Annotated in this window: 11 protein-coding genes; 7 read left to right on the top strand and 4 right to left on the bottom strand. The window is 55.4% G+C overall.

The window, feature by feature from the left end; genetic code table 11:
• Positions 1-466: 466 nt before the first annotated feature.
• Positions 467-1,402 carry a LysR substrate-binding domain-containing protein gene (locus tag FE839_RS23150; RefSeq protein ID WP_138363079.1) on the bottom strand — a complete coding sequence of 312 codons (936 nt, stop codon included), beginning with the start codon at positions 1,400-1,402 and terminating at the stop codon, positions 467-469.
• A 103-nt stretch (positions 1,403-1,505) separates the two neighbouring features.
• Here FE839_RS23150 and FE839_RS23145 point away from each other — a divergent pair, with 103 nt between their 5' ends.
• Complete coding sequence (locus FE839_RS23145) at positions 1,506-2,594, top strand: tartrate dehydrogenase (RefSeq protein ID WP_138363078.1); 1,089 nt, start codon at positions 1,506-1,508, stop codon at positions 2,592-2,594.
• A gap of 67 nt (positions 2,595-2,661) precedes the next feature.
• Here the strand turns inward: FE839_RS23145 and ptsP are convergent, their stop codons facing one another.
• Positions 2,662-5,163 (bottom strand): phosphoenolpyruvate--protein phosphotransferase, encoded by a 2,502-nt coding sequence (gene ptsP / locus FE839_RS23140; RefSeq protein WP_138363077.1) that lies wholly within the window; start codon positions 5,161-5,163, stop codon positions 2,662-2,664.
• A 310-nt stretch (positions 5,164-5,473) separates the two neighbouring features.
• Here ptsP and FE839_RS23135 point away from each other — a divergent pair, with 310 nt between their 5' ends.
• Genes FE839_RS23135 through FE839_RS23115 form a run of 5 tightly spaced genes read left to right on the top strand, consistent with a single transcriptional unit; the run spans position 5,474 to position 10,439 of the window.
• Entirely contained in the window at positions 5,474-6,550 is a 1,077-nt protein-coding gene (locus FE839_RS23135; protein ID WP_138363076.1) for a PTS fructose transporter subunit EIIC, read from the top strand.
• Positions 6,551-6,570: 20 nt separating this feature from the next.
• The gene (locus FE839_RS23130; protein WP_138363075.1) at positions 6,571-6,891 is read left to right on the top strand and encodes a PTS fructose-like transporter subunit IIB; all 321 of its coding nucleotides are present in this window, start codon (positions 6,571-6,573) and stop codon (positions 6,889-6,891) included.
• A gap of 52 nt (positions 6,892-6,943) precedes the next feature.
• Complete coding sequence (locus FE839_RS23125; protein WP_138363074.1) at positions 6,944-9,241, top strand: formate C-acetyltransferase; 2,298 nt, start codon at positions 6,944-6,946, stop codon at positions 9,239-9,241.
• Entirely contained in the window at positions 9,207-10,082 is an 876-nt protein-coding gene (locus FE839_RS23120; protein WP_138363073.1) for a [formate-C-acetyltransferase]-activating enzyme, read from the top strand. The genes FE839_RS23125 and FE839_RS23120 overlap by 35 nt, the downstream gene beginning before the upstream one ends.
• 15 nt (positions 10,083-10,097) lie before the next feature.
• Complete coding sequence (locus tag FE839_RS23115) at positions 10,098-10,439, top strand: PTS fructose-like transporter subunit IIB (RefSeq protein ID WP_138363072.1); 342 nt, start codon at positions 10,098-10,100, stop codon at positions 10,437-10,439.
• 775 nt (positions 10,440-11,214) lie between these two features.
• On the opposite strand, the gene FE839_RS23110 is transcribed toward FE839_RS23115, so the two are convergent.
• The gene (locus FE839_RS23110) at positions 11,215-11,982 is read right to left on the bottom strand and encodes a phytanoyl-CoA dioxygenase family protein (RefSeq protein WP_138363071.1); all 768 of its coding nucleotides are present in this window, start codon (positions 11,980-11,982) and stop codon (positions 11,215-11,217) included.
• Positions 11,983-12,234: 252 nt separating this feature from the next.
• Here FE839_RS23110 and FE839_RS23105 point away from each other — a divergent pair, with 252 nt between their 5' ends.
• A complete protein-coding gene (locus FE839_RS23105) occupies positions 12,235-13,068 on the top strand; it encodes an AraC family transcriptional regulator (protein ID WP_138363070.1) in 834 nt (277 codons plus the stop codon).
• 11 nt (positions 13,069-13,079) lie between these two features.
• Here the strand turns inward: FE839_RS23105 and FE839_RS23100 are convergent, their stop codons facing one another.
• Positions 13,080-13,982 carry a GGDEF domain-containing protein gene (locus tag FE839_RS23100; RefSeq protein ID WP_138363069.1) on the bottom strand — a complete coding sequence of 301 codons (903 nt, stop codon included), beginning with the start codon at positions 13,980-13,982 and terminating at the stop codon, positions 13,080-13,082.
• Between the last annotated feature and the right edge of the window lie 448 nt (positions 13,983-14,430).

Below are 14,430 nucleotides of genomic sequence, written 5' to 3'. Positions count from 1 at the left end.
CATGGGGGTTGGGCGCATCAAGGAAACCTGGCGGGAACGCAGGCGCGCATCCAGGACTGGCCGCCAGGACGGCGGCCAGAGGGCGGGTCGAGACAGGGACAAAATTGCCGGGAGCAATTTTGAACAGCGCTTGCGCTGGCCCTGGAAGGGCGAGTCCCAGGGATGGGACGAGTAGCGTCGAGTCCCGCCCGGTCCGCCAGATGAAGCCGGAGTGGAGCGGACCGCGCAGCGGCAGGTTTTCAGCGCAATGCCGGGGGTGCAGGGGGACGGGCGAAACGTCCCCCTGCCCGTTCACACGCTGTGGATATAACGAATATCCGCGTATTTATCGTGAACGGAACAGACCACGGAATCTGAATGGGCGAAAACGAAAATGCCATTTTAGCCAGAACCACCGATAATGCGATTACCACAGGCAAATAAAACAAAAGACAACACCGATGATTTGCTTAAGTGAACGGCATTGTTATTGCTGGCGCGGTGTTTTGACTTCACTCTCCAGTTGTGGAAAGTGTTGCTGAAAATAGTGACGCAAGAACTCCACGGTGGTCCGAATTTTTGCCGAGGTTGCCAGCCGCGACACATACACCGCCCAGATATTGGCGGGCTGATAGAACTCCGGCAGTAAATGCACCAGATGGCCGCTGGCAATATTTTCCCGGACATCCCACCATGAACGCAGCGCGATTCCCTGGCCGTCCAGACACCATTGATGGACGATCTCACCGTGATTTGACGACAGCGGGCCGGTAACCTTAATCGCATGCTCGCCCTCTTTATCGCGCAGTTGCCAGACGCCAAAGGGCCGATCGCGTTCCTTAATAACCAGGCAGGGCAGCGCGGCAAGGTCGCTAAGCTGTTTTGGTACCGGATGACGGGCGACAAATTCCGCTGAGGCGCAGAGAATACGGCGATTGGCGGCGAGCTGGCGGGCAATCAGATTGGGGGCGATGTCGTCACCGACGCGGATATCCAGATCGACCCCTTCATTGGCTAAATCCACCAGCCGGTCGGCAACATCAAAACGGATCTCCAGTTGCGGATAGAGGCGGGCCAGCTCAGAGAGCGCCGGGGCGACGATCCGGCGGCCAAAGCCAAAGCTGCTGATAATGCGCAGCGTCCCCTGCGGCACCTGACGCACATCGGAAAGCTCATCCATCATCTGGTCGACATCCTGCAAAATACGCTGCCCCCACTCATAGATACGTTCGCCTTCTGCGGTAATCGCGACCCGCCGGGTCGTGCGGTGCAGTAACCGGACATTGAGCGTTTGCTCAAGTAACGATACACGCTTACTGACAAAAGCCGGGGAAACACCCAACTCTTCGGCAGCGGCGGCAAAACCGGCGCGGCGGGCGACCAGCATAAAGACGCGTAAATCGTTTAGCAGCAGATTATTCATAATTCGTGTTTTATGTTTTACCGTTTGACGGGATTAATTATGAATGAGTCCATTATAGGATAGACATGAAGTCAACCTCTCTTACCCTGAACTGAGAAAAAAGATGAATAAAACCTTACGTATTGCCGCCATCCCCGGCGATGGCATCGGTAAAGAAGTGCTGCCTGAGGGCGTGCGCGTGCTACAAGCCGCCGCCGAACGCTGGGGGCTGGCGTTAAGCTTCGAACATTTCGAATGGGCCAGTTGCGATTACTACGCGCAACACGGTCAAATGATGCCTGACGACTGGCACGCGCAGTTGAAAGATTTTGATGCTATCTATTTCGGCGCGGTCGGCTGGCCGGCTATCGTGCCGGATCACATCTCCCTGTGGGGGTCGCTGCTGAAGTTTCGCCGTGAATTCGACCAGTACGTCAACCTGCGTCCGGTGCGCCTGTTCCCCGGCGTCCCCTGCCCGCTGGCGGGTAAACAGCCCGGCGATATTGATTTCTATGTGGTGCGCGAAAATACCGAAGGAGAATACTCCGCTCTGGGGGGGCGAGTGAATCCGGGAACCGAACATGAAGTGGTGCTTCAGGAGTCGGTATTTACCCGGCGCGGCGTCGATCGGATCCTGCGTTACGCCTTTGAACTGGCGCAAAGCCGCCCGCGCAAGACACTCACGTCGGCAACCAAATCCAACGGCCTCGCCATTAGCATGCCCTACTGGGACGAACGGGTTGAAGCGATGGCGCAGCATTACCCGGACGTGAAATGGGATAAGCAGCATATTGATATTCTGTGCGCCCGCTTTGTGCTACAGCCGGAGCGTTTTGACGTGGTGGTCGGCTCCAACCTGTTCGGCGATATCCTCTCCGACCTCGGCCCGGCCTGTACCGGCACCATTGGTATCGCGCCGTCGGCAAATCTTAATCCGGATCGTACCTTCCCCTCGCTGTTTGAAGCCGTCCACGGTTCTGCGCCGGATATCTACGGCAAAAATATCGCCAACCCTATCGCCACCATTTGGGCCGGCGCGATGATGCTGGATTTCCTCGGTAACGGGGATGAACGCTTCCAGGCCGCCCATGACGGCATTCTGGCGGCGATTGAGCAGACCATTGCCAGCGGGCCGAAAACGCCGGATATGAAAGGCAGCGCCTCCACCCAACAGGTGGGCGAGGCGATTTGTCAGGCGATTGCCCGGCGGTAACGGGCACCGGCGGCAAAGCCAAACTGTCGGCCCGCCAGAGGCGGCGGCGCCGGGAAGAGGCCGCGGGCTAAAGCTCCAGCTCCCGCTGCAGCAGCGCGGCAATAGCCTCGCTGCTGTCTGCCGCCACCAGCGATTGACGGAACGCTTCATGCATAATGCGCCGTGCCAGCCGCGAGAAGATGCGCATATGCTGATCCCCCGCGGAATGCTTGTTCAGGGTCAGCATAATCACAAACTGCGCTTCATCATCGCCCCAGGCCACCGGCTGCGCCAGACGGGCGACGCTGATGGTCGACTGCTCAATATGTTCCGATTTGCTGTGCGGAATGGCAAAACTGAACCCCAGGCCGGTGGAAAATACCGCTTCGCGGGCCCACAGATCGGCCTCCAGCTTGCGCGGGTAGCGGCAGCGGCCTGCCAGCAGCAGGTTATCGGTCATGCCTTTCATCACTTCCTCTTTACTGCGCCAGTCGCTGTTCAACGTAATGCAGCGGACGGTAATCAGCGGCGCATCCTGCTGCGCCATGCGGAACTGGGCCAGCAGATGCTCCACCTCCAGCGAAGTACGGCACTGCATCGCCTGGTTAAGCAACTGACGACAGGCGCGGCTATCAAGCTGCGCCAGACGCGCTTTTGTCGCCGGAATCGATGGCGCGCTCATGCTCAATTCATCCAGCCCCAGCCCCACCAGCAGCGGCAACACCGACCCTTTCGCCCCCAGTTCGCCGCACAAACCGATCCACTTCCCCTGACGATGCGCCGCCTGAACCGCATAATCCAGCGCCCGCAAAAATGCCGGATTGAGGCTGTTATAGTGACGCGTTACCTTGGCATTATCGCGATCCACCGCCAGCAGATACTGGGTCAGGTCATTGCTGCCGATGCTAAAGAAATCAATCTCTTCGCAGCACTGGTCGATAATAAACATCACCGACGGCACTTCGAGCATAATACCGAGCGGGATTTTCTCATCAAACGGAATATGCTCGCTGCGCAGCGACTGTTTGGCATCCGCCAGTTGCTCTTTTACCCACAGAATCTCTTCCATTGCTGAAATCATCGGGATCATGATTTTCAGCGCACCGTGCGCCGACGCGCGCAAAATCGCCCGTAGCTGGGTGCGGAACAGCGCCTGGTACTCCTCATAAATACGCACCGCGCGGTAACCAAGAAACGGATTGTTTTCCGCCGGAATATTGAGATATGCCACCGGCTTGTCACCGCCGATATCCATGGTGCGAATGATAATGCTGCGCCCGTTGGCCGGCTCCAGCGCCTGACAAAATAGATTGTAAAGCTCGTCTTCCGATGGCGCGTTCGGACGATCCATATAGAGCATTTCGGTGCGGTACAGCCCCACCGACTGCGCCCCCTGGCTAAATGCTGCCGTCGCTTCCACCGAATGGGCAATATTCGCCGCAACTTCCAGGCGAACGCCATCTTCCGTCCGCCCCTCTTTATCCAGCCAGACCTGCTGCTGGCGATGGATTTGCGCCTGTACCCAGGCTTCCTGCTGATAATATCGCGCCACCGCGTCATCCGGCTTCACGACGACCAGACCGGCATTGCCGTCAATCTGCACCGGCTGATCGACCCACGGCAGCAGCGCGTCCATCTCCACGCCGACCAGGGTCGGGATATTGAACGAGCGTGCGAGGATCACCGTATGCGATGTCGTACCGCCGCTACGCAGCAGCAGGCCTTTAAGACGCGTTTTATCCAGTTCGAGAAACTGGCTGGGGGTTAATTCATCGGCCAGACAGACAGATGCTTCCGTCAGTTTTCCCGGCGCCGGAAAGCGTGATTCGCCATAGATATGCTGCAGCAACTGGAAACAGACATCGCGGACATCCAGTACGCGCTCCTGTAAATAGCGATTGCCGGAAGCGCTGAACTGAGCGCAGAAATGTTCGCCGGAGCGAACCACCGCTTCGGCGCAACTCAGGCCGGACAGCAGACCGTCGAGCAGATGCTGGCGCAGCGAGGCGTCGGTCGCCAGCGAGCGATGCGCGTCGAGGATCGCGCTGGCGGTGCCGTCGTTATCCAGCAGACGAAACTCAATATTTTTGACCAGCAGCGTCAGTCCCTCATCCAGCAACGCCTGCTCCTGCTCAATCGAGCCCGCCGCCGGCAGCGGGCCTGAATCACGCAGATCCAATGATTTCAGATGGATGAGCCTGCCGCCCGCGCTCCCGGCGCAGACCGGTACAGCATGAAACAGCGTAGGGTGAAGACGTGAGAGTGATTCAGGCACCGGCTGAATATCCATTTGTTCCACCGCTGGCAACGGCGCATCGCAATGCGGAAACTCATCGGCGATAAATGCCGACAGTGCCTCAAACGCCTGCGGCTCGTCCTCGCCGCTGATGATCAACTGGCAGCAATCACCTTTAATTGTATTGGTGCCGATAATCGCCAGCGCGCTTTTTGCGTTCCCCCGCCCTGCACTACGAATATTGACCCATTCGACCGAAGACGAAAAACGATTACACAGTGTTTCAACCAGGCTCGCCGGACGCGCATGTACGCCATTGGGCAAATCACAGATGAATTCAATTACCAGGGCCATCGCCTTCCTCCTGAGCAATGCATTATTTCTCCAAAAGGTAAAAAAATTATCCGCCCGCCACTACGCGACAAAACTGGTAATTACTGGACAATTGTATGCTTAGCTCTTTTTTATGCGCGTCATCACAAATAGCGCGATTCAACGCCCCAATAACCCGGCATAGCTAAGATTTGAGGTGGATCGCAATTTTCTTCTCGCCTTACAAATATCCAGTAAATGCGCTTTTTCTCTACTATTTTATGCGCCGCCCTTTTTCTAATGTTGAAACATCAACCCAGCCACGGGCCACGCCGCGCCCAGGAGAAAAACAATGAACGAACTGGTGCAAATACTAAAAAATACACGCCAGCACCTGATGACCGGGGTCTCGCATATGATCCCTTTTGTCGTGTCCGGGGGGATCCTGCTGGCGGTCTCCGTCATGTTGTACGGCAAGGGAGCAGTACCCGATGTCGCCACCGATCCTAATCTGAAAAAACTGTTTGATATTGGCGTAGCGGGCCTGACGCTGATGGTGCCGTTTCTGGCGGCCTACATCGGTTACTCCATTGCCGACCGCGCGGCGCTGGCGCCCTGCGCCATCGGCGCCTGGGTCGGCAACAGCTTCGGCGCCGGTTTCTTCGGCGCGCTGATTGCCGGGATGATTGGCGGTCTGGTGGTTTACTACCTGAAGAAGATCCCGGTGCACAAGATACTGCGCTCGGTGATGCCGATCTTTGTTATCCCGATCGCTGGCACCTTTATTACCGCCGCGATCATGATGTGGGGCCTCGGCGAGCCGATTGGCGCGCTGACCGCCAGCTTAACCAGTTGGCTGCAGGGCATGCGCGAGGGCAGCATCGTCGTGTTAGCCATCATTATGGGCCTGATGCTGGCCTTCGATATGGGCGGTCCGGTCAATAAGGTCGCTTATGCCTTTATGCTGATTTGTGTCTCACAGGGGGTTTACACCGTGGTGGCCATCGCTGCCGTCGGCATCGCCGTACCGCCGCTGGGCATGGGGCTGGCAACATTGATTGGTCGGAAATACTTCTCCGCGGAAGAGCGGGAAACGGGTAAAGCCGCGCTGGTCATGGGCTGCGTTGGTGTCACTGAAGGCGCAATCCCTTTCGCCGCCGCCGACCCGTTGCGCGTGATCCCCTCCATTATGGTTGGCGCCGCCGCGGGTTGCGTCACCGCAGCGCTGCTTGGCGCACAATGCTACGCCGGCTGGGGCGGGCTGATTGTCCTGCCAGTGGTACAGGGTAAAGGCGGCTTTATTGCCGGTATCGTGGTAGGTGCAATCGTCAGCGCAGCCTGCGTCATTCTGCTCAAAGCGCTGGCGAAAAAGAACACGCCGGATGCGAAAGCCGATGACGACATGGATCTTGATTTTGAAATTAACTGAAACACGGGAAGGAATATCATATGACCAAAATTATCGCCGTTACCGCATGCCCGTCTGGCGTCGCCCACACCTATATGGCCGCCGAGTCACTGGAAAGCGCCGCCAAAGCCAAAGGCTGGCAGGTGAAAGTCGAGACCCAGGGCTCTATCGGCATTGAGAACGAACTGACGGCGGATGACGTCGCCAGCGCCGATATGGTTATTCTGACCAAAGATATCGGTATCAAGTTCGAAGAACGTTTTGCCGGAAAAACCATTGTGCGCGTCAACATCAGCGATGCCGTGAAGCGCGCCGAAGCCATTATGAACAAAATCGATAGCCACCTTTCACAGAAGGCCTGAATTGCATCGCGGGGCAGGTTCTGCGCCCCGCTAAATTAACATGGAGTTTGTCATGACCAATCGCACTCAACGCCTAAAAGATCGCCTCTTCGCCCAGCCGCGCGAGATCTCCCTTGAACGTGCTCTGCTCTATACCGCCAGCCATAAGCAGACTGAAGGGGAGCCGATGATGATCCGCCGGGCGAAAGCAACCGCATGGATCCTCGATCATGTGCAGATTTCGATTCGTGATGACGAACTGATCGCCGGTAACCGGACGATTAAGCCGCGTGCCGGAATTATCTCTCCGGAGATGGACCCTTACTGGCTGCTCAGGGAGCTGGATCAGTTCCCGACCCGCCCTCAGGATCGCTTCACTATCAGCGAGGAAGACAAACGCATCTACCGCGAAGAACTTTTCCCTTACTGGGAAAATCGCTCAATGAAGGACTTTATTAATCGCCAGATGACGGATGAAGTGAAAAGTGCCGTCAGTACGCAAATTTTTAGCGTTAACCAGACGGATAAGGGCCAGGGGCATATTATTATTGACTACCCTCGCCTGCTGGAAAATGGCCTGGCCGCGCTGGTAACGGAACTTAAAGCGGTGAATAAACAGCATCCGCAAAACCACTTCTATCAGGCGGTGCTGATCCTGCTGGAAGCCTCTCAGCGCCATATCCTGCGCTATGCGGCCCTTGCCGATGAAATGGCCGCCAGTTGCGACGATACGCAGCGGCGCAAGGAGCTAAAGAGCATTGCGGATATTTCCCGCCATAATGCGCGACACCGTCCGGAGGATTTCTGCCAGGCGTGCCAGTTGTTCTGGTATATGAATATTATTTTGCAGTATGAATCCAACGCCAGTTCGATTTCGCTGGGGCGCTTTGATCAATACATGCTGCCTTATTATCAGGCGTCGCTAAATCGCGGTCAGGATCCGCGGTTTCTTCAAGAGCTACTGGAATCGCTGTGGGTGAAGTGTAACGATATTGTCCTGCTGCGCTCGACCAGCAGCGCACGCTACTTTGCCGGCTTTCCCACGGGTTATACCGCCCTGCTCGGCGGCCTGACCGTGACCGGGCGCAGCGCGGTGAACGTTCTGTCGTTTTTATCCCTTGACGCTTATCAGAACGTTCGCCTGCCGCAGCCGAACCTCGGCGTGCGGGTCAATGAGCTTATTGACCGTCCTTTCCTGCGCAAAACCGCAGAAACCATTCGCCTTGGCACCGGTATACCGCAAATCTTTAACGACGAAGTGGTGATCCCGGCGTTTCTCAATCGCGGCGTGTCGCTGGAAGATGCGCGGGATTATTCGGTGGTCGGCTGCGTTGAGCTGTCGATCCCTGGGCGCACCTACGGCCTGCACGATATCGCGATGTTTAATCTGCTGAAGGTGATGGAGATCGTGATGCTGGAAAACGAAGACAATCCCGACATCAGCTGGGATGGGTTGATTAGCCAGATCCGCGACAAAATTCGCTACTACATCAAACTGATGGTCGAAGGCAGTAATATTTGCGATATCGGCCACCGGGACTGGGCGCCGGTTCCCCTGCTTTCATCGTTTATTGAAGACTGCGTGCAGCACGGCAAAGATATTACCGAAGGCGGCGCGCGCTATAACTTCTCCGGCGTTCAGGGCATCGGCATCGCTAATCTGAGCGACTCGCTGCATGCGCTCAAAGGGATGGTGTTTGAGCAGAAACGCCTGAGTTTTGCTGAACTGATGGCGGTGCTGAAAGCCAATTTCCAGACGCCAGAAGGGGAACAAATCCGCGCCCGCCTGATCAATCGCTTTGAGAAATACGGTAACGATATTGACGAGGTGGACAATATCAGCGCCGATTTGCTGCGCTTCTATTGTAAAGAGGTGGAGCGGTACCAGAACCCGCGCGGCGGCCATTTCACACCGGGCTCATATACCGTGTCCGCCCACGTGCCGCTGGGCTCGGTGGTTGGCGCAACCCCTGACGGACGCCTGGCCGGTGAGCAACTGGCGGACGGCGGACTGTCGCCGATGGTCGGTCAGGACGCCCAGGGGCCAACGGCGGTGCTCAAGTCGGTCAGCAAGCTGGATAACTATCTGTTGTCTAACGGTACGCTGCTCAACGTCAAATTCACGCCGGCGACGCTTGCCGGTGACAGCGGCCTCAATAAGCTCGCCGACTTTTTACAGGCTTTCACCCGGCTTAAGCTACAGCACATTCAGTTCAACGTGGTCAACGCCGACACGCTGCGCGAAGCCCAGCGGCGGCCACAGGATTTCGCCGGTCTGGTGGTGCGTGTGGCGGGATACAGCGCCTTTTTCGTCGAGCTGTCGCAGGAGATTCAGGATGACATTATCCGCCGCACCGCGCATCAATTGTGAGGTGATGGAAACGCGCGCCGACAGGGCGCGCATTTTTAACATTCAGCGCTACTCTTTGAATGACGGTCAGGGGATCCGCACCGTCGTTTTTTTTAAAGGCTGCCCGCACGCCTGCCCATGGTGCGCCAATCCGGAATCGATATCGCCGAAAATCCAGACCGTGCGCCGGGAGAGCAAATGCCTGCATTGCGCCCGCTGCCAGCAGGATGTTACCGAGTGCCCTTCCGGCGCATGGGAGCAAATTGGTCGCGACGTGACGCTGGATACGTTGCTTAACGAGGTGCTGAAGGATGACGTATTCTTCCGCGCATCCGGCGGCGGCGTGACCCTGTCGGGGGGCGAAGTATTGATGCAGGCCGAATTCGCCGCGCGTTTTCTGTGCCGCTTACGCCAATGGGGGATCAGGACCGCTATCGAAACGGCAGGCGATAGCGCGTTTAACCGCTTTTTTCCGCTGGCGAAGGCATGTGATGAAGTACTGTTTGATTTGAAAATCATGGATGCAGCCCTGGCCCGGAGACTGCTGCGGATCAATATGCCGCGGGTACTGGATAACTTTACTCGCCTGGTGGAGGCGAATATTCCCGTGATTCCACGGATACCGTTAATTCCGGGTTTTACACTTAATGAAGAGAATTTCCGCCAGATTCTGGCGTTTCTGGCCCCCTTAAAACTAAGCGACATTCATCTTCTGCCATTCCATCAATACGGCGAGCCAAAATATCGCTTACTGGGCAAAACATGGTCGATGTCGATGATTAACGCCCCCACAGAGTCTGAGATTCAACCATTCAAGACGCTGGCCGAACAGGCCGGCTTTAGCGTGACCATTGGCGGATAACGCCTGGAGGATGCTATGGATTTCAATATCGTTGCCGTAACGGCCTGTGTCAGCGGCGTCGCTCACACCTATATGGCGGCTGAGCGCCTGGAAAAGGTCGGTCACCACGAGAAATGGAATATCAAAATAGAAACCCAGGGCGCGCTGGGAGTAGAGAATAAAATAACGGCTGACGATATTGCCCACGCCGATGTCGTTCTGCTGGTAACGGATATTGAGATTGACGACGCCAGACGCTTTAGCGGCATCCGTACCATTAAGACCAGTATCAAAACTTTTTTATTGCAGCCGCAGCAAATTGTCGACGCGGTGAGAGGCATTATGAAAAAACCGGTGGTCTATATTGAGATCCCCTGAGTGCGATGAGATTCTTGCTCTAATGCGGGTCAAGTTAAGGGGTGTCAGTTGTGTTTATGGCTGGCTGAGCGGTTCTGTCGATCGGTGGTTATGGCGAACATGGCGCGTTTTTCGTTTTCGCCCATTCAGATTCCGTGGTCTGTTCCGTTCACGATAAATACGCGGATATTCGTTATATCCACTGCATGTGAACGGGCAGGGGGACGTTTCGCCCGTCCCCCTGCACCCCCGGCATGGCGCTGAAAACCTGCCGCTGCGCGGTCCGCTCCACTCCGGCTTCATCTGGCGGACCGGGCGGGACTCGACGTCCCTGTCTCGACCCGCCCTCTGGCCGCCGTCCTGGCGGCCAGTCCTGGATGCGCGCCTGCGTTCCCGCCAGGTTTCCTTGATGCGCCCAACCCCCATGCGGTGAGTCCGTTATTCGTCAGGGGCTTTTCAGAGGCTGAAAGTCATAAAAAAGTTATATCCTTTATATTTAAGCCCGTATCAGCTCAGTTAGTGAATCAACCGAATCAGATTTTCGTTTAAACCACCGATAATGCGATTGCCGCTGGCAAATAAAACAAAAGACAACACCGATGATTTGCTTAAGTGAACGGCATTGGGCTCTTGCTCCGGTTGTATCGCGCCTCTGAGGCGGCGTGCCCTGAGACGCGACGGCGTTGACCTGGACTGCCATTTCTGATGACGGTCAGGTTTGCGGGCAGGTCAGACATTCTCTGCCAACTGGCGAGAAGCTGGCGTCGCTATCCACACTCGCCCGCGAGCCTTTCCGCTATTCCACATCCAGCAACCATTTTTGCGCTGGCGTCAGACGACTGGCGGTTTCCTGCGTCAGCCAGCGCTGCTGATCCTGCTGCGCCGTGTCTTGCCGGTCGATATACAAGCCGTGCAGCACCCGTCTTCTGCTGCCAATCCGGTTACGCGTTCCGCCGTGCCAGGCATGAGCGTTATAGATCATCACGCTGCCTGCCGGTGCGGCAAACACCACTTCATCAGGATGCGTCTGCTCCGGGTCATCCAGCACCTCTTCCGGCAGCTCTGGCCGCAGATGCGTACCGGGAATAATGCGCGGCGCGCCATTTTCCGCACTTAAATCATCAATTGCCCAAATGGTATTCACCAGATGCACTTTCGGAAAATCAGGTCGCGGTTTTTTCCAGTCCGCATGCAGCGGCTGGTGACCGCCGTTAAACAACGCTTCCCGCGCGTTGAGGCTGGAGACTTTAAAGTCGCCCTGAAAAATATAGTGACAGGCAGAAAGGATCAGCGGATGACACCAGACTTTCTCCCAAATCGCCCCTTTGTTAATCAGATTGGCAATGCGCGTCGCCGTCGCTTCCTGGTGATGCTCAATCGCCAGGTTATCCCCCTCTTTCTCAACGATAGCGTCAATAAGCGTGCGCATCGCCGCCAGCCACTCCGGGTCCACCACGTTATGCACAACGGTATAACCCAGCGTATCCAGCTCCTGCTGCATTTTCGCAGGAAGCGCCATGTCGGCCCCCAGCGCGTTCAGATAAACGGCAGATTGTTGTTCCATATGTATATTCCTTAACTTATCGATAACACAATACCAACTCTAAGCTGCGTCACGACGGAATACATGAGGCTAAAACTACAAAAAACTGGACAAGCGTACACGGGACAGAAAAGTGTGAAGGATATCAAAATCCAGCGTTTTCACCCTTCTCTGCTGAAGGCCCAGGAGAGATTGCTCTGATACAGAACAGATCAATATTCATAAAATAGATTATAATCAACAGGATAATAATTCTCTTCTAAGGCCTACGGAATGATTGACACGCTGGCGGATATTTTAAATCGTTTAGTGAATCAGAAAGATAATCTGCACGTCAGGTTTCCCGATCCAGACATTTCCGAGCCCGCGCTGGCGTTTAAAGTGCCCTTTCCGCGGCTGGAAATTGTACTGGAAGGCGATCTTAAGGAGAGCGGTCTGCCGCTGTCAGAGACGGTTTTATCCGCTTCACAGGTACTCTACGTGCAGGCGGGGAAATGGACGCTGCCGGAATGGACCGGACCGGCAGCAACATTAAGTATTCTGTTTGGCCGTCAGAAGCTCGGTTTTTGCCTTCAGCACTGGGACGGCAAGCAACTCCGAACAGAGAAGCAGAACGTCGCCCGTCTGGGGCCGCGGGTGGGTTCTTATCTGTTGCTGTCACTGAATGAAATTTGCCTGCAGCCGGATCCGGTCACCGCCAGGCTGGTGGTTTCTGCCTTACTGAGCCACTGCCTTGAGCAACTGGTCGGGCTGGAGATGCGCGTCAGCCGCAGCCGCGATCTGTTTATGGCGGTGCAGGATTATCTGGAAGAGCATCTCAGCCAGCCCCTGACCCGTGAATCGGTAGCCAGGCGCTTCCATATTACACCGAATTATCTTTCGCATATCTTCCAGAAATCCGGTTCCGTCGGTTTTAATGAATTTTTGACCAGCGTACGGCTGGAGAAAGCGAAAAAACTGCTGCGCGGCTACGATCTCAAGGTGAAAGAGATCGCCCATAACTGCGGGTTTGTTGACAGTAACTATTTCTGCCGGGTGTTTAAACGCTATACCGAGCGCTCCCCATCTGAATATCGCCGTCACTGCCGCAGCGCCCAGCAGGGATAATTCAGGCCGCGCTAAACGGCCCACTCCACGCGCCCTCGTCCCTTCTTTTTCGCCTTGTAGAGCGCGTTATCAATCTTTTTAATAAACAGGTTCTGCGGCTCGCCTTTACCACGCACCCCAACGCCAATGCTGACCGACAGCGGATTATCATGGTTAATCAGGATCGCACGGGCATTTTGCAAAATAGATTGCGCCAGTTCATCCACTTCCTGCGCCGTCAGACCATCAACAATAATGGCGAACTCTTCTCCCCCGATTCGGGAAGGCAGCACCTTATCGCTGGTGAGCCTGGCCAGCTGTTTACCGAAAGCAAACAGCACTTCATCTCCCACCATGTGACCATAGGTGTCGTTAATGTTCTTAAAGTAGTCGATATCGACAATCATTATCGCTATCGCATGGCCCTCTTTCTCACGGATGGTATCGGTAAAAAAGCGTCGGTTTGGTAGCCGGGTTAATTCATCTTTCAGCGATTGAGAACGCGCATCGACGTAGAGGCGATTAATACGCGCAATGATTTTGTAGATCCCGACCGTGGCCAACAGTATGCCGGACAAACGCAGGAGATCTTCGCAGTAGTACCCCATCCAGCGTGGCTGGAAATAGATTTCATCCATCAGGTCGAAAGTGCCGCCGGCAATCCACAGCAGTAGCCCATAGCGCACCCAGTTTACGGCCACATGGTGCATGCGTACTTTCGTTGAACTCCAGAGCATAAACAGCAAAAAAAGCAGCACCAGAAAATCAATATATATTCCTGGATTAAACAAGATCACGCGCCACGACCCCAGTCGCGGTGATAAAAATGCACATAAAGCGGATACGGAAACAACAACCAATAGCGCGGGAAGAAAATGCATTCGGGAGACAGTGGAGGACGGTTGAATGATAACGTTTTTTTCACGTTCTGGCATAATCAATTCCCTTAACAACGCGGTTCGCCAGTTTTAACAAAACTGGCGGAAAGTATATCAGGTGAAAGTACTGGCGCGAATTTTTAAAGGATGCCAGCCAGTGGCAAATGTCGACCGATGGGGAATGGACTGACTCCGCGGAATTTTTCCAACCAACAACCAATCCCTGGTGACGGAGTCAGTGAAGCGCATGGTATCGGGTTAACGTCGCGGAGATTTACCATTGGGTGCGTGAGGAAACGGGACGCCGTCATCAGAGACACACGAAACATCACTCAGAACTGCCGTTATTGCCATCTGACACGGGCATTATCCTTACATCGAACCTGAATTGTCCAAAAAACGGCCTGCTGACACCAGGTTTCCATCGCCAGACTCTCCCTCTTACAGACATCTAACGTAGCATGTTGCAATATTTTCTCGGCCCCGGAGCATTGCGTAATCTACC

This window comes from Klebsiella indica, assembly GCF_005860775.1.
Taxonomy (GTDB): Bacteria; Pseudomonadota; Gammaproteobacteria; order Enterobacterales; family Enterobacteriaceae; genus Klebsiella; species Klebsiella indica.
This window is presented reverse-complemented; position numbering and strand designations above follow the sequence as displayed.

Coding starts and splice junctions, on each gene's coding strand:
- FE839_RS23150 (WP_138363079.1), bottom strand. CDS start 1,402: ATGAATAATCTGCTGCTAAACGATTTACGCGTCTTTATGCTGGTCGCC.
- FE839_RS23145 (WP_138363078.1), top strand. CDS start 1,506: ATGAATAAAACCTTACGTATTGCCGCCATCCCCGGCGATGGCATCGGT.
- ptsP (WP_138363077.1), bottom strand. CDS start 5,163: ATGGCCCTGGTAATTGAATTCATCTGTGATTTGCCCAATGGCGTACAT.
- FE839_RS23135 (WP_138363076.1), top strand. CDS start 5,474: ATGAACGAACTGGTGCAAATACTAAAAAATACACGCCAGCACCTGATG.
- FE839_RS23130 (WP_138363075.1), top strand. CDS start 6,571: ATGACCAAAATTATCGCCGTTACCGCATGCCCGTCTGGCGTCGCCCAC.
- FE839_RS23125 (WP_138363074.1), top strand. CDS start 6,944: ATGACCAATCGCACTCAACGCCTAAAAGATCGCCTCTTCGCCCAGCCG.
- FE839_RS23120 (WP_138363073.1), top strand. CDS start 9,207: ATGACATTATCCGCCGCACCGCGCATCAATTGTGAGGTGATGGAAACG.
- FE839_RS23115 (WP_138363072.1), top strand. CDS start 10,098: ATGGATTTCAATATCGTTGCCGTAACGGCCTGTGTCAGCGGCGTCGCT.
- FE839_RS23110 (WP_138363071.1), bottom strand. CDS start 11,982: ATGGAACAACAATCTGCCGTTTATCTGAACGCGCTGGGGGCCGACATG.
- FE839_RS23105 (WP_138363070.1), top strand. CDS start 12,235: ATGATTGACACGCTGGCGGATATTTTAAATCGTTTAGTGAATCAGAAA.
- FE839_RS23100 (WP_138363069.1), bottom strand. CDS start 13,982: ATGCCAGAACGTGAAAAAAACGTTATCATTCAACCGTCCTCCACTGTC.